Genomic DNA, 18,939 nt, shown 5'->3' on the forward strand with positions numbered 1-18,939 from the left:
TGTCTAAAGCTGCTCAAAACTTAGGATATTTAACAGTTCATGCAAAAGAGAGCAAACTAATGTTTCTAGTTTGCTCTCTTTTTGGATTATTATTGAATAATCAGCATATCATTTTCATCAAACTGCCACATGTCACCATAGGCTACTTCCCAGTAGTAGCCATTTGGATCTTGGAAATAGCCACTATAGCCTCCCCAAAACACAGTTTCTGGCTCTTTCACAATTGTCGCTCCAGCCTCTTTTGCTAATGCAAATACACGATCCACTTCTTCTTTTGTTTTACCATTATAGGCAAGTGTAATTCCGCCAAAGCCACGGCCAATTTCTGGTGGGTTGGCTTCATTGATGTCTTTGACTAAGCGTTCAATTGGAAAAAGCGATATTTTCGTTCCTCCATTATTAAAGAACATCACATCTGGATTCGTTTCATCCCCGTACACGACTATCTCAAAGCCAAGCCCCTCTCGATAAAATGCTAGTGATTCCACCATATCTATAACACCTAATGTGATTAAATTTAACCGATTCATCTTCCAATTCCCCTTTATAAAGTTTTACTATTTTTAATTTAAATTCGCTATCCAACAAAAATTCCCTTTATTACAGAAAAAAAGTCATTCATTTACTTCAGTCCAAATACTCTTTGTACAGGCAATTGTCATTCCATAGCGCCCCATATTTTTCTGATTAGAAGATGCGTGACCAATTAGGGGCTTACCATTTTGTTTAATAGCAAAATTTTTTATTCCTCTAACCATTGTCAACTCACAAAAGTTACCTCGACGTTTCTATGAAACAAAAATGTGCGTACTTTTTTTCACCTTATCGAAACATCATAATGAAAAAGCAATCAAGCAAACTCACATATTGGAGGAATAAAAATGATTACTCATTTACAAGATACAATCACATTAAATAATGGCTTACAAATGCCTGGTATGGGTTTAGGTGTTTTCCAAGTAGCGAATGGCGCTACTGCAGAAATGGTCAAAAACGCCATCGAGGTCGGCTATCGAAGCATCGATACAGCTGCTATTTATGGCAATGAAGAAGGTGTAGGAGAAGGTATTAAACAGGCACTAACATCCACTAGTTTACAACGTGAAGACCTGTTTATTACATCAAAAGTGTGGAACGATGGATTAAGCTATGAGGAAACTATTACAGCCTATGAAAAGAGTTTAGAAAAACTGGGTTTAGATTATCTAGATCTTTACCTTATTCATTGGCCAGGTAAAGATAAATATACTGACTCTTGGAAGGCTCTAGAAGACTTATATGATCAAGGTAAGATAAAAGCAATTGGCGTATGTAATTTCACAGCCTCACACTTGCAAAACTTACTATCATTTGCTCGCATTAAGCCTGTTATCAATCAAGTGGAATTTCATCCACGCTTACAGCAAGCTGAGCTTCATTCATTCTGTAATAACCACCAAATTCAACTGGAGGCTTGGGCACCTTTAATGCAAGGTGGGCTTCTTGAAGATGAAACGATTTCGAAAATCGCAATAAAATATGGAAAATCTAATGCTCAAGTTATTTTGCGCTGGGATGTACAAAACGGCATTATTGCGATTCCAAAATCTGTGCGTCGAGAACGCATGCTACAAAATGCTGATATCTTCGACTTCCTTCTAACAGACGAAGAAATGGCTACAATCAATGCGATGAATCTTGAACAGCGTGTCGGACCGAATCCAAATGAATTCGACTTTGCTCTATAAGCATAAAAAGAGGAAAAGAGACTGTCTTACATGTGACAGTCTCTTTCTCCCCTCATTACGATGTTTGCTGCATTGCGATATCTTCATCACGTTGTTTTAACAGTACATCTTCACCTTTATCCTGTAATAATTCAACATGCTTTTCGCCCCAAGTGCAAAGCATGTTCAGAATAGGTTCCATCCCTTGTCCATAGGTCGTTAATGAATATTCGACTTTTGGTGGTACTTGATTGAAGACCTTTCGATGAATTAATCCAGCCTGCTCTAACTCTCTTAATTGACTTGTAAGCATTTTTTGAGAAATACCCGGAATTAATCGGCGAAACTCATTTGTTCGAATTTTACCATGGTGGTTTAAATGACAAAGAATGACTGGTTTCCATTTACCGCCGATAACTTCAAGCGTAGCTTCAACACCAATATTATAAACTTTTTGCATTGTGACCCCCTGTAATATTCAAAAGTAACTAAAAGTACCGTACATATCTTTTAGGTATGTATGAATAGTACTACACACAATAAAAAAAATCAAAGGAGATTTTAATAGTATGTCAAAATCAAAAGAGTCAAGTGCTAAATTAACCTTACTAGCTCTTGCAATCAGTGCATTCGGTATAGGTTCCACTGAATTTATCAGCGTTGGACTTCTACCATTAATTACAGATGACTTTGGTATCTCTCTAAGCACAGCTGGCTTAACCGTTTCTATATATGCACTAGGGGTAACTGTTGGAGCTCCATTATTAACAGCCTTAACATCACGCCTTAGTCGAAAAACCGTATTATTGCTTGTCATGACCATCTTTATAGTAGGTAACTTAGCAGTCGCTTTAGCACCTAATTTCTCTTTATTATTAATCGGACGTATTATTTCAGCATTAGCACACGGTGTGTTTATGTCCATCGCTTCCGTTATAGCGGCTGATGTAGTGGAACCAAATAAACGAGCCAGTGCTATTGCCTTTATGTTTACAGGCTTAACTTTGGCTACTGTAACAGGTGTTCCACTTGGTACATTTATTGGTCAAGTAACAGACTGGCGGATGTCGTTCATCTTTATCGTCGTCATTGGGATTATCGGTTTAATTAGTAATGCGATCTTAGTACCTAACCAATTGTCGAAAGGCAATCCTATCTCTATTCGTGATATTGGCAAAGTATTAGGCAATATTCGCATGATTTTAATATTGTTCATTACCGCAATTGGATACGGTGGTGCCTTTGTTGTCTACACATATATTTCACCTATTTTAGAGCAATATATGGGGTATTCTCCTCATGCAGTAGTCATTATTTTAGTGGTCTATGGTATTTGCGTTGCGATCGGTAATACATTAGGTGGTCATTTTGCTAATCATAATCCGCTACGTTCTATCTTTATTATTTTTGTAGGACTTGCCTTGGCGTTGCTCGGCATTGGCTTCATGCTCGAATCACCTATTATCGGATTAATCATGGTATTAGTAATGGGCTTATTTATGTTTATGAATGTCCCAGGATTGCAGCTATATGCTGTTCTACTGTCTGAAAAATATGTACCATCAGCTATTTCTATGGCCTCAGCATTAAATATTTCTGCCTTCAACATTGGTATATTTTTAGGGTCCTATATTGGGGGCTTTATTATTCACCATCAATCATTAGCGCATACTCCCTTGTATGGATTTTTAATGGTTATGCTTGCAGCAATTGTTACATTAGTCTGGTACATTTTCGATAATAAAAAACAATAGGAAGTCAAATTTCATTTTGTATAAAAAAGAAGTAGAGAATGTGTATTGTTTGTTGATATGTTGTGTCCTATAATTTACTTGAATCAAACGAGAATGATTATCATTCTAGGTTAAGATGACATTCTTACTGTTTTAGTAAATTAATAGGAGTGAATAGCAATGTGTAGAGGTCGATATTTTTCATTTGTCCTTTTACTTGCACTAATGTTCGTGTTAGGTGCCTGTGGCTCAAATGAAGTAAAAGAGGATACAGCGAAAGAAGATCAATCAACTAAAGATACAAGAATTGTAGAAGATGAGTTTGGAAAAGTAGAAATTCCTACAAACCCACAGCGTGTAGCTGCTATCTATATGGAAGATTATTTAACTGCCTTGGATGTAAAACCTGTTGTGCAATGGTATCACCCATCATGGGGTAAACAGGACTATTTAGGATTAGATGTTCCTGAGTTCGACATTACTGGTAGTATGGAAACATTACTACAAGCTAAGCCTGATTTAATCATTGTGGATGGCGCCGCGGATAAGGCAAAATATGAAGAATACTCAAAGATTGCACCTACTTACCGCTTAAAAGAAGATATTCTACAAAATCCACGTGAAATTGTAAAAACAATAGCTGATGTTTTAAATATTCCTGATAAAGCAAAGGAAATCGTTGATAAATATGAGCAACGTGTATCCGATTTAAAAGCAAAATTAGATGAATCAATTGGAGACGAAACAGTTGCTGTTGTACGTCTAAATGTCGCAGATAATACATTAGCTTTATTTGGCATTCAAAATCGCTACACTGGCTATATTTACACAGAAACGGGCTTGACACCACATCCATTAGCACGTGATATGACAGAGTTTCATGAAGTCTTATCTGAAGAGGCTATTCCAGAGCTAGATGCGGATCATATCATCCTTTTCCCTTCAAATGGCACTTGGGATTCGAAAGAAAATCAAGAAGCGATTAAATGGTTAGATAGTACACTATGGAAAACAGTACCTGCTGTTAAAAATGGGCATGTCTATATTGCGGATCGAACATATTGGCAGTCTGGAGCTATCACAGCTAACCTGCTGAAATATGATGATCTTGAAAAATGGTTCGTGAAATAATTTTCAAAAGAAAGCTCTTTATGAGGGCTTTCTTTGCATAGCGTTGAAAAACAAAACCATCCATAAAATTTTTGTGAAAGATGAAAATGGATTTCCGTTGCAGGCTACTTGCTTTCCTGTGGGCGAGCGCTGAGCCGCTTCCTCCGTGCAGGGGCTCGCCTGTCTCGTTATCCCATGGGAGTCAAGTAGCCTTCCACTCCAACCCACAAAAATGGTACCTTTTTAGCAAAGGTTTTCAAATAAAGTGAAGGTGTTTGCTACTTATTTTATGGAGGATGATTGTCATTCATCACTTCTCCATATTGAAAATAAGAGCCTATCCCCTCTAAGAATACAGATAATGGGCTATTTGATCGCTATACTACTATGAAAAAAAGTAAAGACACTTTGCAGAATGGTTGATTGGAGTGGAGCCAGCGTCACTCCTAGGGGATTTAGCGTCACAGATGAGACCCTGGAGCGAGCGTAAGTGAGTGAAGCGACTCATCGGACGCCCCCTGGAAAGGGCGCTGGCGGAACGGAAATCAACCTTTCACCTTGCAAATTTGCTTTTTCTGCCGTTGACATCATCTTTTTTCAACAACATGAAAGAAAGCTCTTCAGAGAGCTTTCTTTGTGTTGTTCTCCAAATTCAATTATAAAGGGGTGAATCATCAATGGGTAACTTAACACATGTCTATACGTTACAAACTATTTCTTATGTGATTCAATCAACGAACAAGCAGCAGTTTAATAGTGATTTCTATACACTTTTCATCGTAATGAGTGGCAGCGGAAAGCTAGAAATAGATCATAACACCATTCATCTTAGTGAAGAAAAGTGCATATCGATTCCTCCTAATAACACGGCTAATATACGCATTCAAAACGAGCACCTTTGTTTTTATCAATTACAGTTCAACATTGTCCATCTTAGCAATAAACAGACTACTACTAGCCCTTTTACGCGTGTCAAAGAGCAACGTCTTCTCCCCTTTTCGCAATGTCGTAGACTGCTAGAAGCCATTTATCAGAACCGTCTAGCGGAGGATGAGCACACCATCTTTGAGCAGCATGTACACTTTCAAGAGCTGATGTTATTGCTCTTACATCAAACAATACCCAAGCTGGTGCAAAAAAATGATCGTCAATCTGTTGAGCAATCCATTAACTATTTGCATAAACATTTTGAAAAAGAGTGGACTGTCGAGCAGTTGGCAGAGCTAGCTGATGTTCCAAGATGGAATTATACCCGTATGTTCAAAGAGATTACAGGGCAAATCCCTCTTCACTATTTAAATAACATTCGCATTGAAAAAGCCAAGCAATTATTAATGACAACAAATGATCGGGTATTTGAAATTAGTCAGTCTATCGGATTTAATAATGAGTATTATTTCAATCGTCGTTTTAAAGAACATGTCGGCATCTCTCCAGGACAATATCGAAGAAACCAAAGCAGCAATCTACGTGTATTTGCACCATTCTTAGAAGATTTCTTTGTCGCCCTTGGGATTACACCAATTGCTCAATTCAGTCATCCAAAATGGGGAAAACAAGACTATTTAGGTCTACAAGAAGTGCCTGATATCGATGTACAAAATGGAGAAATGGATCGACTCCTTCACTATAAACCAACATTAATTATGCTAGATGCAGGTATAGAGCGATGGGAATCCTGTCATCATTTAAATGAAGTAGCTCCCATCTGTCATATCTCACATCCTGGAGAGAACTGGCAGTCTACTTTGTTTAAGATTGCTGATTTAACAGGAAAAACCGCCTTGATGCAAGACGTGATCCTACAATATGAGGATAAGGTACAGCAAGCAAAAGGAATTCTTAGTAAATCCGTTTATGGGCAAAGTGTGGCATTTCTTCGCATTTCAGCCATTGGCATTACTCTATATGCGGGTCCTGAATGTGGCTATACGGGGCCAATTTTATATCGTGACCTCGGTTTAATGCCACATCCACTTGTCTGGAGTATTCCGCACAATCAACGTAAAGCACCACTGACATTTGATCAATTGCTGCAATTAGATGCGGATCATTTATTTATTACTTTTGATAAACAACATTCCATTTACGAGAACGAGGAGCGTACGATTTTAAAAACTTCTATGTGGAAAAATCTAGCTGCAGTTAAAACCAACTGTGTATATGAAGTGGATTTTTTAACATGGATGAATTACGGTATTCTGTCTCATAGTAAAAAAATTGATGATGTCTTACATGTTCTCGGCTAAAAGAGGAAGCTCACTTTGGCTTCCTTTTTAAATGATTAGGACAGACATTGCACTGCAAAATAACACCTAAAGACGTTTAGCTACATAAGATAAGATATCAGCTATAGGATAGGAGGAATTACATTGTATTACAATCCTTATCCGTACTTTGTTCATCCTTATCATTACCCAACGTCGCCACTTGCCCAGCAGCTTGCCGTTAGACCTATTCCTCAACATTTAGCAATGCCGAACACTACCCCCTTTCCACCTGTCGACACACATAAATTAAAAATGTCAGCTACACGGATAAAGGCGATCATGCAACAGGCTCAATTGCTTACGGATAAAATTGATAGCTCTCAACAATTTGCACATGATCTAATGAATGCTGCACAGCTTTCAAATAAAACAGAGGTTGATAAATTAATCACATCAACAGGCATTACGATGAAATTTGATGCAAATTATACACCAGACAATTTCAGAATACGTCTTATGGATAATGGTTGTTGTGGCATAACCATAAATTTAAGTTGGTAAAAAAATTTACCCTTATATCTCTATCGAACTTGTAAACTATAAAATTCTATGCTAAAGTGTTTTTATTATTATTTCTGAAAATTCTTATATCACTTTTCTTATCGAGAGAGACGGAGGGATTGGCCCGATGAAGTCTCAGCAACCAGCTCAACAGTATGGTGCTAATTCCAATTGGCAAAATTTTAAGCCTGAAAGATGAGAAGAAGAACTACCGTTGCTTATTCTGGAGTCCTCTTCTAAGGGGACTCTTTTTTATGTTCTACTAATTTTAACAGAAAGCAGTGAAATCAATGTCAAACCAACTTTTACAAGCATTACAATTATTAAAATCAAAACAATGGGTTGATTTAACACATACATTCGGCCCTAATTCCCCACATTTTTTTATGTTTGAAGATGCTAAATTTGAAACATTATTCTCTCATGATGACGGGTTCTTCGCACAACAATTCACGTTCCCAGGACAATATGGCACACATATCGACCCACCCATTCATTTTGTGCGAGACTCCCGCTATCTAGAAGAATTAGAACTAAAAGAACTAGTTCTTCCTCTTGTCGTTATTGATAAATCACGAGAAGCTGCTAGCAATCATGACTTCTCGCTAAGTGTGCAAGATATTTTTGATTTTGAAGCACAACATGGAGTAATTGAAGCAGGTACCTTTGTAGCGCTACGTACGGATTGGAGTAAGCGCTGGCCAGATAAAGAGGCATTTAGTAACCAAGATATGGATGGACATAACCATATACCAGGCTGGGGCTTAGAGGCATTACAATTTTTATTGAAGGAACGTCAAATAAGTGCACTTGGCCATGAAACATTTGATACTGATTCAGCCGCTGATTTTCACAAAAATGGTAAGCTAGATGGCGAATACTTCGTGCTTGAACAAAACATCTATCAAATTGAGTTGATGACGAACTTGGACAAGCTACCTGCGAAGGGGGCAATTATCTTCAATATCGTCCCTAAGCCTGAAAAGGCATCTGGATTCCCTGTACGCTCATTTGCTATTTTGCCATAACACAAAGGTCTGTACGATTCATATGTTGAATCATACAGACCTTTATTTTCGTATATTTCTTTTTTTGAATAGATAGTAAACGATGAGCATTACGAGGCCAAACAATAGGATGAGATAAATACTATAATGGGATAAATAATAACCAACAAACCGCCACTTCTCCCCAAGCATCCTCCCTAACGTTATAAATGTGAAAGTCCAGATAAATGCCCCTGTATAGGCAAAAAAAGCAAACTTTCTATATGGATAATTATTAATTGCCGCAATATAGGCTGTCAGATGTCGTACACCAGGTATAAAATAGCCTATTAATAATAAAGTTGGCCCAATTTTAGTAAACAGTTGTTTTGTAAAATCAATTTTTTGCTCCGTAATATGAATTTTGGGTCCATATTTCTGCAATAATGGTAAGCCAAAACGATAGCCGATATAGTAGCTTAAGGTAATACCGCCAACTGCACCAATCATTGCACTTACTAAAGCGGGAATGTGTTCAAGGCTTTCTATATAAACGCTGTAGCCAACATATGTTAGAAAGACCTCATCAGGAAGTGGCAACCCAACAATGCCTCCAATTAGGATCACGATAATACCCAAATACCCGTAATGTTCAATTAGAGATTGCACATGATGTGCCATATAACATCCCACCCAAAATTTATTAAAACGCATTGATTAACAAGTTCCTTCAATAGATCTAAGAGAACCTGAGGCATCGACTTTAAGACCTTCAGCAGCTTTATATCATTTGAAACTGCCGTAAAGCAAAGTCAATACCACCTTCAGTGGAACTCTTTGTAACAAAATTCGCAACTGCTTTTAGAGCTGCACTACCATTTCCCATAGCAATACCTAGCCCTACATGCTCTAACATATCAATATCATTATCCCCATCTCCAAAAGCAATAGCATTTTCAGGATCAATGTTAAAATGGTCTAGTACCGCTTTAACAGCTATCGATTTGGCAACATCCTGCTGTAATACATTCACAATATAAGGATGCCATCGCTGCCAAAATATATGCGGAAATTGGCTAGCATATCTTTTTTCAGCCTCCTCATCTGCATATAGACACATGAGAAAAACTTCTTCATCCACAATTTTTTCATTCACAACCGGAAAATTTCGTAAAGATAGAGTTGCCTGCATCGCATTGAAAGCAGCTGGATGCTGAATGCCATTCATCGATAGTTGCTCTGTAAAAAATGTGAGGCTATGCTGCTGTTCACGTGCAAAAGCTTGTACATTTTGAATTATGTATGATTAAATCCTTGTGTTTCACATATGCCCCATTTGCTGTAATAAAGGTTTCAATCCCCAGCGCTTGTATCTCCTGACACATCGATAAAGGTCTTCCTGTAGCCGCTACAAGGTGAATTCCTCTCTCCTGCAAAAGTTGAATGGCCTGCTTTGTGCTTTCTTCCACACAGCCATCCTCGTAATTAATCAGTGTTCCATCCACATCAAAAAATATGATATTATAATTCATCTTAAGCCGCCTTTATAAAACAGTACTTTAGAATCACAAACATTTAATTCATTCCTTATACTTAATGAAAAGTATGAAAGTATTTTGACAAACTTTCAGTAAACTCTACAACTTACATTAACAGCACCGATAAATACTATTACAAGCATAGATTTAATGACAATTAACTATAAAACAGATGAATATTTTTATTTTAATAATTCTAAAGGAGTATACCAAAGAACACAGAATTGTTAAAATAAAAGATATCTACTTAAATACATTGAACGATAAACATTTACGTATAAATAGAGCAAAAGAAACAAAATTTTAGAGCCTGCAAAGGAGTTGATTCTTATGGCATTTAACATTTACTACTATGAAAGTAGTGTAGATTGTAAATTTTGCAAAAAGCATTTTACAACTTATAAAGTACGCCCTAATCGATATAAAATCATCGAGGAGCAAACAGATTTCATGCCTGTTTATGATGGCTTAAATCCTTTGCTGTATGAGGTTGCTGTTTGTCCCCATTGCGGCTATGCCTACCATAAGTCTATGACACGGACATATGGACCTTTCATGCAACTCATTGATGAAATTTACATTAAAGAGCTCCAGAAGCCGATGGATATTTGTCAGGAACGTACAATCGATGATGCCATTGTCAGTTTTAAGCTTGCTTATTTGGTATCACGTGCTTCCATGGAGGAATCCCTTTTAATGGCGAATTTCGCCTTGAAAATTGCTTGGCTTTATCGTTTAAAAACCGATGAGGAATCCGAAAAGCGTTACCTTTTTGCAGCTAGAGACTTTTATAGTAAATCCTTTGCATCCAATCAGGAGGGTGGAGAAAGAATCCAGTTTTTACATGCTGAATTAAGCCTTCGACTCGGTGATATTGTAGAAGCTAAAAAAGGATTCTCACGTTTAATTGCCGATCGAAATGTATCACCAAAATATCGAAAGCTTGCGCGTAATCGTTGGGAAAATTATAAATATGACGAACAACCTATAACAGTTAATGAAATCATTAATTGATTTGACGAGGAGAGGACTAGTTATGTTGCTATTCCATAAAAGAATTGATGTGAGAGAAGAGGACATATTTTCAGAGTTACATCATTTTTTATTAAGAAAAAATAATCGCTACTTAACAAACGATGAGATAGTCGCTTTAACAGGAGTGTCACCTGAACTCCTTTACAAATGGGTAAAAGCAGGAAAGTTAAAAAAGTCCATTTTCCCTAATTTAGGAGCGCCCTGTGAACGATGTGGACAAATTACACAAGCTAAAATTTGTGTGAGCTGCTCCTCCTCCATTGTTGGTACATTAAAGCAAGAAGAAAAGGATCGTGCATGGTTCAATCAAATTCAACGTAACCATGTTAGAGCAAGCACCTATCACTATAAATAATGATAAACATCTCCACTTTACAAATGGAGATGTTTTATGTTGTTGAAAAAAGGTGATTCACTAGCAGAAAAAGAACCCTTGGCAAGGTAGTTTTGTTTCCAACGCTATGGAGCAACTCCACTTTACAAACGGGGATGTTTTTTTGCCAATATAGGCAAATTTAAACAAAATTTAAACAAACTCTTCCTAAGCTTTAAACTTCGTTCCTTATAATAAGTATCAATATAAGAAGAAGGGCTGATTATTAATGAAAAAAGATAGGAAACGTAAGGTTTTATTAAGTATTGCACTGACAAGTTTAATGGCACTAAACGGAGTAACTAGTGTCTCTGCGGCTGTCACTGCAAATGAAGAACAGCTCAATATTGAACTTAATTCAACAGTCAAACAGGTTAGGTCTTCTAATGAAACGTTATTAGATTGGAAAAAATGGGTAAACGATCATGCCTATAGCCTGTCCTCCATTCAACCTGAAACATTTAATGGACAAAAAATTCCATCTAGTGAATTTGAGGATTTAGAGATGCTAAAGCCATTATTACATGATAAGCGCATTGTCTTTTTAGGAGAGAGCTCTCATGGTGTTGCACAATTTAATCTAGCTAAAACACGTTTAATACAATTTTTACATCAAGAAATGGGCTATAATGTTCTCGCTTTTGAAAGTGGCATGGGAAATGTGATGAACGCCCAAGGAAAAATTGACAAACAAGCGGCTCTACAAACAATGAAGGATGGTATTTTCGGTGTATGGTGGACAAAAGAAACCCTTCCTCTGTTTGAATACGCCAAAACAACTTATACAACAAAGCAACCCCTTGTTCTCACGGGCTTTGATATTCAACAGCAAGGGGCATTTACGAATGGAGATTGGCTGCACAATCCCCAATTAGCTCAACAATTCAGTGAAGCAGAGAAACAACTCGCTGAATGGAGCTCAGGAAAAGATTTAAAGGGCTATCAAAAAGAAAAGGCAACAATTATCAATGTGTATAAACAAGTAAAGGCACAAGTACAGTTAAAAGAAAAAGAGTTGCAAGCAGCATATCCAAATGAACCCCACATTGTAAAACTGATGGAGCGTACTTTAGCAGATCGTATTCGTTTAGCAAATGAATATGTTGAACTAACTATTCAGGCCAATATTGACCTTGAACAAAATAATATAGAGTCATTTTTACAAACAATGGAATGGCGAGATCAGGCAATGGGTGAAAACTTACTTTGGTTAGCTGAAAAGGTTTATCCAACAGAAAAGTTTATCGTGTGGGCACATAATGACCATATTCGTAAAGCACAATCGGATGTAATGGGTTCCCCTTATCCAGTCAAATTAATGGGCGAACGTTTACCAGACATCTACAAGAAATATAGCTATGTACTAGGCCTATACATGGGAAGTGGCGAGACAGCAAATAATATGGGTGAACCGATGGCTGTATTACCACCTATCAAGGGATCTATTGAGGATATTCTGTCTACAAAAAATAAACCATATACATTCATCGATATGCGCAATCGTCAAAATGAGCGAGGCAACTCATGGATGTTTGAGCCTCGCATAGGCTATAGCTGGGGCGTTATGCAGGAAAGCTTTGTTCCACGCGATCAATACGATGGTATTCTCTTGATCGATAAAGTAAGTAAACCGCATTATGTAAAATAACCTCCCTTATAAAATAATCGCAAACTAGATTCCCTAGTTTGCGATTACTTTATGTATCCATGGATATCGTATCCCATTCCTCGTCTTGATACCCAATCATCCAAAATAAGCCTCTACGCCTTTCCATCACAACACTTTCATTTAACGCTAAAGGAGCTGTCTGTCCATTAATTCGACTATCTACACAAGCCCAATGCAATCTATAAATTTTATCAGCCTCGTCTAAAATTTCTTCCTTACTGCGCATAATTGTTTGTTGGTAAAACTGTTCAAACGTTTCGCAGCTTGAAACAGCTTGAATCGCATATTCACAATCACAAACATCTTCCGGAAAACCTAACTCTTCCACCATACCTAATGCCCAAATGAGTGTCCAATAGGCTTCATATTGCCATGAAATATTGACAGCCTCTTGCGTACTAGGATGCTGCGCCCCCAGAAAGAGCCTTTCTTGCTCCGTTAAGAATGGTTGTACTTTATATTTATGTAGCATATCGGTAAAGAATTCCCTAGACCCTTCAATATCGCCATTTTGTGCTACGTCACAGGCGAATTGAATAACAATCAATAGGGCAACTGCTCTTCTTGCGATATCCTCTTGACTTTTAAAGTGGAGATTTTCTAATGGTGATAGCTGAGGAAGAGAAGCAGCGTAAGGAATCTCTCGTTCTGTTAAAAAAGCGATCGTTTTATTTTTTCGCACTTCTCCCTGTGCTGATGCTACCTCATGCGTATTTATTTTTCTTGTACAAGCATGGGGTCTAAAGTCAGATGGACCCGATTCCCCGTTAGGATAAACAATCACGCTACCGTTTTGATCCAGCAAAGTACCGTCTGGTAGAAAACCAATACCGCCTATCCTTGTTAGTAGTCTTGTAAATAGCTGCATATGCTCGTCTGTCATAGCTCTATCCATCTCGATTGCAATGACTGTATTGAGCACAGCTATTTGAATCATTACTCGTTCTTTTAGCTGTTCATCTTTAAAGGGAATAGTATCGTAATAGCCCATCATCCCAGGGATATTTTTTGCAAAATAATCAGGGTTCATATCTTCAGTTAAAATGTTCATCGAGCATCTACATTTTTTAAAAAGCCCTTTAGATTTCAATAAATATCCGCTATCTTGTTTTTCAATAGCAAAGCCTTTGGCAAATACGTCGGCTATTTTAGCATGCATATCATCTAGATCATTTTTGGAAGCAAATATCGTAAAATGATTCAAACTACACTCTCCTTTGTAACATATAGCATTTCAGTATCCAATTTTCCAAACCATTCAGTACTTGACTAAATAATTGTTTATTTTTTCGTAATACTTCATGTTCCATCCAATAAGCTAGCAAAGAGCGCCATTCTTCCTCATTTATCATTGTTGTTGGTGTGATTCCCTGCTGCATCATATAGCAAACAGCTCGGATAGCTGTCAGTCTCTCTACTTCACTACCATCTAACCACTCAAATAGTGTCTCTGCACTTGGCTGTGATACTGCTAAAAGCGAGTCCCAGCCATCGATCGGAAATGCAACATAGGGCTTCATCCATGTAATAATGTTTGGGTGCTGGAAATGGCGTAATCGATGTAATGCCGTATAGGCATCCATGTTATCTTTTTCAATATCCTGTAGGATAAGGGCCAGCCCTTCGTCTACTGGTAAACAATGCGCCGTTAAATAATCACGTAGCCAGGCTGGAAGTTCAGCACTCCCTTGCCAAAGTTCCTTTACCCATCTTTCAGCCTCGTCAGCACACACCGTTACTAGAACTTCACCCCAAGCTTTTTGTTGTGCTGGAGTCTGTGCTTGTTCAACTCTTTGTTGAAGTGCCTCATATATCCTTACCTTATCAAATTGCCAAAAAGCCTCTTGAATGCTTGTTTCTCTTACGCCATGCATGGAAACATAATGAAGTAAAGATTCTAAGCTTGATTTAGCCTGCTGTAAATTAGAGCTTAAATATTGTTCCAGCCACGTTAACCATATTTGTGACCTAGTCAGATTAACATCCAATCCCTCCCCACTACAAAATTGTCGATGCTGTCCGCAGTCTACACCAATACAGCCTAGCGTGGTCGCAATGTCGACATACGCAGGAAAGCTTAAGGTAAGCAAATTAAATTCATCATCTTCATGACTCCAATACCAAATCGATTCATCCTCAAGCTTGAGGAGAAGGGCATCTCCGTTACCTGCCGTAAAAAATTGTAAGTATTGCTGTTCATGCAATTCATCATCCCCTCCAAAATAGGGGAAATCCAAATCATTTAAGCTCCAGCCAAAATCTCCAGAAGGCGTATCCAGCAATTCTGTAGGCAAGATAGCTTCGTCAGGGAGAGACCAATAAATAGTTACTTGCTGCGAGCAATTTAGTAAGAGATGACGGAACTCATTAGGGATTTGTACGCCAAGTCGTGCCTCTACCTGCTGTAAATCATGTTCAGTAGCGACTGCTCGTATTTCAATCGGATGTACATAAGCTCCTTGCCACTTCAATCGCTTTATTAAATGTTGCCAACGCTCAATACACATTGCAGCTCACCTCCACATAGGCTAAAATGATTTCTTTCGTCTTATTTTTATCGTCAGAAAATCATCTACTGATTAGGTTCATTTCCAACGCAATAAAAAATGCTATTATTTTACTGATATATAAGCCTTCAAATATGCTAAATTACTTAACTCTATACGGTCTTTTTTAGTAAGTAACAGTGAATTATTTGACTTTCTTTACTTCCATCATAATTTTTGTCACATACTCTTCTTCTCGATTTTTTATAACAGCATCATAAACGTATTCCTCATAAACGTATTGACCAAGCTCATAGCCTTTTTCATGCATGACATTAAATAAACGTGTATAGGTCTCTCCAAGCTTCGCAGAGGGCCCAACATGATAACCAATAACGAATTCCCCCTCTATTGCTTTAAAGTAAGGATGACCTTCTCTTGGATTAGGCTGCTCAATATATAAATAGCTGTAATTATCGTAATTGCCAGCTAATACTTGTTCTCTCCTCGTAATCCCTCCGATTGGATAACCTGTATCTAATTGAGAGCGATCTAATTCCTCGATAAAATCCGATACAGCCTTCACAAACTGCTCTTCAGTAGAATCTTCGATATTTTTACTTAGGTATAATGTATCTTCAGGAAAGTACTCAATCGTGATGTCATCAAAATGTAGATGTAGAGCTTCCTCAGTCGTTTTGATTTTGACATCAATAATATTTTCAATCATTTCGAGCTCTCGACGTTTCTTCGCAACAATTTCTTTTTGTTGATGCATCAATTCTAAAAAATTCTCTGGTGATTTCTCTGCCATATACTGCTGAATATCCTTCAAGGACATTCCAACTGCTTTTAATAACTCAATAACACTAAAAAAATCATATTGAGCAAGTGAATAATACCGATAATCTTTACTATCCTTCATGATGGGAGATAATAATCCAATTTGATCGTAATAAATGAGTGTTTGCTTATTAACCTTACAAATTTTAGCAAATTCCCCAGTTGTAAAATATTTTACATTTTTATTAAGCATTTTTTGAGCTTCCTCCCTTGACTATATAGTAACTATATACTTTAAATTGTACCTATTCACAATAAAAATAGAAAGGTTTTGACATTATGTTCACGGAGATTCGTGACATTACAGCTTTCAACAAGAAAGAAATTTTAGCTTTACGCATCGCAGACAATCAGCAACATTTTATTGAAACGACAGACCAATGCTTAACAGAGGCAGAAATGGATCGACGCTTTACTCCTTTAGGTCTGTATAAAGATAACACCGTTATAGGCTTCGCTATGTATGGATTATTCCCTCATGAAGATTACAGTCAACGCGTTTGGCTCGATCGCTATCTAATTGATGAACAATACCAAGGGCAAGGTTTAGGTAAACATTTTTTACAGCAACTTATTCATTACTTAACAGTAAAGTTCAACTGTTCACAAATATATTTAAGTGTTTATGACAATAACGCAGTAGCTATTCAGCTGTATAAACGATTTGGTTTTATATTTAATGGTGAACTAGATGACAAAGGGGAAAAAGTAATGGTGTTGGAGGTGCATGGACATGACAACCATTAATCCTATTGAAACAAGACCACTGAAACCATTATTTCTTTCATACTTATTCCCCGCAATGATCGGTATGCTTTTGATGTCCGTCAATATTTTGGTAGATGGTATTTTCGTTAGTCATGGCGTGGGTCCTACAGCGTTAGCTGGGGTTAATATAGCCGTTCCCATTTTCTCTATTTTGCTTTCTATTTCTCTATGGATTGGTATGGGAGGAGCTACGCTTTTCTCAATTTCTCTTGGGGAGGGCAATAGGCAACGAGCCCATCAGCTCTTTACATTAGCATTTATAATGATGTTACTAGTCGTGCTAACGATTATCGGATTCCTTGCATTCAATTTAAAAGATATTTCTTATATATTTGGGGCAAGCGATGATACGTATCCCTATGTACAGGAATACCTACATGTTATTTTACTGTTTGGCGTGTTTTACACACTAGAAAATCTACTAAGTATTTTTATTCGAAATGATGGTAACCCAAAGCTTGCTATGCTGGGCTTAATTACAACATCAGTATTGAATATACTCTTAAATTATATCTTTATCTTCGTACTAGATTATGGTGTGACTGGCTGTGCCTTAGCAACAGCAATCGCCACTATTATAGGTACGTCTGTACTTTGTCTTCATTTTTTCCGTCCACAATCTGAGTTAAAGTTTGTCTCTTCATTTTTTAATCTATCAGATCTCAGAAAAATATTTGCTATTGGACTACCTAGCTTTATCGTTGAAGCTTCCGTAGCAGTTATCGTTATTTTGTATAATGTTACCTTCTTGCACTACTTAGGGGCAAATGGCGTAACAGCCTATGCAATGGTCAACTATATCCATACTGTATTGTTAACGATTTTCCTTGGCATCGGTATGGCACTACAACCATTAGTGAGCTATCACCATGGGGCGAGATTACTAGAACGATTAACAGCATTATTAAAAATAGGGCTAGCTACTGCATTTATTTTAGGGTTAACGACGGCACTTATCGCAATGCTTTTCCCTTCTCAATTAATGGCATTATTTGGAGATAGCTCCTTTGAAATTCGTAGTTTGGCAGCACAGGGCTTTGTTCACTTTGCCATTGGCTATGTATTTTTAGGAATCAATATGGTGTTCGCAGAATTTTTTCAATCCATTGAAAAAATTCGTATTGCCACAACCATTATGTTACTACGCAGTATTATTTTATTTATCCCTACCCTCATCGTACTACCCAAACTACTTGGCTCTCAGGCCATTTGGTGGACCTTCCCGGTAGCAGAGGGCATTACAGCATTGCTCATTTACTTGTATATTAAAAAAAATCCAAGAACCATTTCCTCTCTAAAAAATGCTTAAATAGAAAGGGGCCTCATCATGGCCCCTTTCTTACTTTTTATTCAAATATTCATCACGCAACATACTCATAATAATCCCATCCGAAAATGCATTGTTCATAAACAAAGCCTGTCTTAAAATAACTTCTGTATTTGAAACCGACCTTCTCATAGGATTTAATGGCTCTACTATTATGGAAATACACCTGTAATTCTAAGCGGTTCAGGTTTAGCTCCTCAAATATAAATTTTTGAGCAAGTTGTACGGCTTCAGAGCCATATCCTCTACCGCACTCCTCGATACTATGTAAGGCTATAATGAAACATTGCTTTTTTATTAGTTAAGTCGATCTCGATAATCGCCAATTACTTGATCGTTGTCAATTGAACAAATAGCAAAATCATAGCGCGAGGCATCTTCTTTAAAACGTTGAATCGCCTCTTTAATGTGTTCTTTTGTAAATATGTTACGCGTTCCTGTCATATACATGATTTCTTCATTTTGAAAGCACCTTGCAATACGATCGATATCATCCTCACGAATGGCTCTTAAATAGACTCTTTGACCTTTTATCATGATAGACTCCTCTTTCACATGAAATAAGGAACCATCTTGTACGTAGATGATTCCTTT

General features: G+C 37.4%; 19 protein-coding genes, 1 pseudogene and 1 riboswitch. Of the genes and pseudogenes, 11 read left to right on the forward strand and 9 right to left on the reverse strand.

Going from position 1 to position 18,939, the window contains the following annotated elements; translation table 11 throughout:
* Positions 1–89: 89 nt before the first annotated feature.
* A complete protein-coding gene (locus tag NST76_RS20720) occupies positions 90–530 on the reverse strand; it encodes a VOC family protein (protein ID WP_058843868.1) in 441 nt (146 codons plus the stop codon).
* Positions 531–881: 351 nt separating this feature from the next.
* Here NST76_RS20720 and NST76_RS20725 point away from each other — a divergent pair, with 351 nt between their 5' ends.
* On the forward strand, positions 882–1,727 hold the full coding sequence (locus NST76_RS20725) for an aldo/keto reductase (RefSeq protein ID WP_058843867.1): 846 nt from the start codon (positions 882–884) through the stop codon (positions 1,725–1,727).
* A 55-nt stretch (positions 1,728–1,782) separates the two neighbouring features.
* On the opposite strand, the gene NST76_RS20730 is transcribed toward NST76_RS20725, so the two are convergent.
* Complete coding sequence (locus NST76_RS20730; protein WP_036128717.1) at positions 1,783–2,166, reverse strand: helix-turn-helix domain-containing protein; 384 nt, start codon at positions 2,164–2,166, stop codon at positions 1,783–1,785.
* A 109-nt stretch (positions 2,167–2,275) separates the two neighbouring features.
* Here NST76_RS20730 and NST76_RS20735 point away from each other — a divergent pair, with 109 nt between their 5' ends.
* The 5 genes from NST76_RS20735 (at position 2,276) to NST76_RS20755 (ending at position 8,348) form a co-directional block, all read left to right on the forward strand.
* Positions 2,276–3,460 (forward strand): MFS transporter, encoded by a 1,185-nt coding sequence (locus NST76_RS20735; protein WP_141904202.1) that lies wholly within the window; start codon positions 2,276–2,278, stop codon positions 3,458–3,460.
* A 159-nt stretch (positions 3,461–3,619) separates the two neighbouring features.
* The gene (locus NST76_RS20740; RefSeq protein WP_342544420.1) at positions 3,620–4,570 is read left to right on the forward strand and encodes an ABC transporter substrate-binding protein; all 951 of its coding nucleotides are present in this window, start codon (positions 3,620–3,622) and stop codon (positions 4,568–4,570) included.
* A gap of 656 nt (positions 4,571–5,226) precedes the next feature.
* Positions 5,227–6,798: a helix-turn-helix domain-containing protein gene (locus NST76_RS20745; RefSeq protein WP_330493684.1), complete on the forward strand. Its 1,572-nt coding sequence runs from the start codon at positions 5,227–5,229 to the stop codon at positions 6,796–6,798.
* A gap of 123 nt (positions 6,799–6,921) precedes the next feature.
* Positions 6,922–7,320, forward strand: coding sequence for a hypothetical protein (locus tag NST76_RS20750; protein ID WP_036128728.1), 399 nt, complete (start codon positions 6,922–6,924; stop codon positions 7,318–7,320).
* 95 nt (positions 7,321–7,415) lie between these two features.
* Positions 7,416–7,522: riboswitch (SAM riboswitch) on the forward strand.
* A gap of 88 nt (positions 7,523–7,610) precedes the next feature.
* Complete coding sequence (locus tag NST76_RS20755) at positions 7,611–8,348, forward strand: cyclase family protein (RefSeq protein ID WP_036128730.1); 738 nt, start codon at positions 7,611–7,613, stop codon at positions 8,346–8,348.
* Positions 8,349–8,390: 42 nt separating this feature from the next.
* On the opposite strand, the gene NST76_RS20760 is transcribed toward NST76_RS20755, so the two are convergent.
* Both NST76_RS20760 and NST76_RS20765 read right to left on the reverse strand, forming a co-directional pair.
* Entirely contained in the window at positions 8,391–8,987 is a 597-nt protein-coding gene (locus NST76_RS20760; RefSeq protein WP_036128732.1) for a DedA family protein, read from the reverse strand.
* Positions 8,988–9,087: 100 nt separating this feature from the next.
* Positions 9,088–9,838 (reverse strand): annotated as a pseudogene (locus tag NST76_RS20765) (Cof-type HAD-IIB family hydrolase).
* Positions 9,839–10,174: 336 nt separating this feature from the next.
* Between NST76_RS20765 and NST76_RS20770 the strand changes: the two are divergent.
* From NST76_RS20770 to NST76_RS20780, 3 genes are all read left to right on the forward strand, one after another.
* Positions 10,175–10,858, forward strand: coding sequence for a DUF2225 domain-containing protein (locus tag NST76_RS20770; protein ID WP_036128736.1), 684 nt, complete (start codon positions 10,175–10,177; stop codon positions 10,856–10,858).
* A 22-nt stretch (positions 10,859–10,880) separates the two neighbouring features.
* A complete protein-coding gene (locus NST76_RS20775; RefSeq protein ID WP_036128737.1) occupies positions 10,881–11,234 on the forward strand; it encodes a hypothetical protein in 354 nt (117 codons plus the stop codon).
* Between the two features lie 247 nt (positions 11,235–11,481).
* Positions 11,482–12,900: an erythromycin esterase family protein gene (locus tag NST76_RS20780; protein ID WP_058845252.1), complete on the forward strand. Its 1,419-nt coding sequence runs from the start codon at positions 11,482–11,484 to the stop codon at positions 12,898–12,900.
* Between the two features lie 49 nt (positions 12,901–12,949).
* Here NST76_RS20780 and NST76_RS20785 read toward each other — a convergent pair whose 3' ends face one another.
* From NST76_RS20785 to NST76_RS20795, 3 genes are all read right to left on the reverse strand, one after another.
* Positions 12,950–14,125: a DUF4272 domain-containing protein gene (locus NST76_RS20785; RefSeq protein ID WP_342544421.1), complete on the reverse strand. Its 1,176-nt coding sequence runs from the start codon at positions 14,123–14,125 to the stop codon at positions 12,950–12,952.
* A gap of 1 nt (position 14,126) precedes the next feature.
* A complete protein-coding gene (locus NST76_RS20790) occupies positions 14,127–15,428 on the reverse strand; it encodes an SMI1/KNR4 family protein (RefSeq protein WP_342544423.1) in 1,302 nt (433 codons plus the stop codon).
* Between the two features lie 184 nt (positions 15,429–15,612).
* Positions 15,613–16,443 (reverse strand): MerR family transcriptional regulator, encoded by an 831-nt coding sequence (locus NST76_RS20795; protein WP_036128745.1) that lies wholly within the window; start codon positions 16,441–16,443, stop codon positions 15,613–15,615.
* Between the two features lie 86 nt (positions 16,444–16,529).
* Here NST76_RS20795 and NST76_RS20800 point away from each other — a divergent pair, with 86 nt between their 5' ends.
* Both NST76_RS20800 and NST76_RS20805 read left to right on the forward strand, forming a co-directional pair.
* Positions 16,530–16,997, forward strand: a complete 468-nt coding sequence (locus tag NST76_RS20800) for a GNAT family N-acetyltransferase (protein ID WP_036128746.1) — start codon at positions 16,530–16,532, stop codon at positions 16,995–16,997.
* Positions 16,984–18,327 carry an MATE family efflux transporter gene (locus tag NST76_RS20805; protein WP_058845250.1) on the forward strand — a complete coding sequence of 448 codons (1,344 nt, stop codon included), beginning with the start codon at positions 16,984–16,986 and terminating at the stop codon, positions 18,325–18,327. The genes NST76_RS20800 and NST76_RS20805 overlap by 14 nt, the downstream gene beginning before the upstream one ends.
* Before the next feature lie 52 nt (positions 18,328–18,379).
* Here NST76_RS20805 and NST76_RS20810 read toward each other — a convergent pair whose 3' ends face one another.
* On the reverse strand, positions 18,380–18,643 hold the full coding sequence (locus tag NST76_RS20810; RefSeq protein WP_329808708.1) for a GNAT family protein: 264 nt from the start codon (positions 18,641–18,643) through the stop codon (positions 18,380–18,382).
* Positions 18,643–18,882 (reverse strand): GNAT family N-acetyltransferase, encoded by a 240-nt coding sequence (locus tag NST76_RS20815; protein WP_268987996.1) that lies wholly within the window; start codon positions 18,880–18,882, stop codon positions 18,643–18,645. The genes NST76_RS20810 and NST76_RS20815 overlap by 1 nt, the downstream gene beginning before the upstream one ends.
* Positions 18,883–18,939 lie beyond the last annotated feature (57 nt).

This window comes from Lysinibacillus sp. FSL W7-1291 (genome assembly GCF_038593415.1).
Classification (GTDB): Bacteria; Bacillota; Bacilli; order Bacillales_A; family Planococcaceae; genus Lysinibacillus; species Lysinibacillus fusiformis_D.

Coding starts and splice junctions, on each gene's coding strand:
- NST76_RS20790 (WP_342544423.1), bottom strand. CDS start 15,428: ATGTGTATTGAGCGTTGGCAACATTTAATAAAGCGATTGAAGTGGCAA.
- NST76_RS20800 (WP_036128746.1), top strand. CDS start 16,530: ATGTTCACGGAGATTCGTGACATTACAGCTTTCAACAAGAAAGAAATT.
- NST76_RS20780 (WP_058845252.1), top strand. CDS start 11,482: ATGAAAAAAGATAGGAAACGTAAGGTTTTATTAAGTATTGCACTGACA.
- NST76_RS20740 (WP_342544420.1), top strand. CDS start 3,620: ATGTGTAGAGGTCGATATTTTTCATTTGTCCTTTTACTTGCACTAATG.
- NST76_RS20795 (WP_036128745.1), bottom strand. CDS start 16,443: ATGCTTAATAAAAATGTAAAATATTTTACAACTGGGGAATTTGCTAAA.
- NST76_RS20755 (WP_036128730.1), top strand. CDS start 7,611: ATGTCAAACCAACTTTTACAAGCATTACAATTATTAAAATCAAAACAA.
- NST76_RS20815 (WP_268987996.1), bottom strand. CDS start 18,882: ATGATAAAAGGTCAAAGAGTCTATTTAAGAGCCATTCGTGAGGATGAT.
- NST76_RS20725 (WP_058843867.1), top strand. CDS start 882: ATGATTACTCATTTACAAGATACAATCACATTAAATAATGGCTTACAA.
- NST76_RS20730 (WP_036128717.1), bottom strand. CDS start 2,166: ATGCAAAAAGTTTATAATATTGGTGTTGAAGCTACGCTTGAAGTTATC.
- NST76_RS20805 (WP_058845250.1), top strand. CDS start 16,984: ATGACAACCATTAATCCTATTGAAACAAGACCACTGAAACCATTATTT.
- NST76_RS20770 (WP_036128736.1), top strand. CDS start 10,175: ATGGCATTTAACATTTACTACTATGAAAGTAGTGTAGATTGTAAATTT.
- NST76_RS20745 (WP_330493684.1), top strand. CDS start 5,227: ATGGGTAACTTAACACATGTCTATACGTTACAAACTATTTCTTATGTG.
- NST76_RS20775 (WP_036128737.1), top strand. CDS start 10,881: ATGTTGCTATTCCATAAAAGAATTGATGTGAGAGAAGAGGACATATTT.
- NST76_RS20720 (WP_058843868.1), bottom strand. CDS start 530: ATGAATCGGTTAAATTTAATCACATTAGGTGTTATAGATATGGTGGAA.
- NST76_RS20760 (WP_036128732.1), bottom strand. CDS start 8,987: ATGGCACATCATGTGCAATCTCTAATTGAACATTACGGGTATTTGGGT.
- NST76_RS20735 (WP_141904202.1), top strand. CDS start 2,276: ATGTCAAAATCAAAAGAGTCAAGTGCTAAATTAACCTTACTAGCTCTT.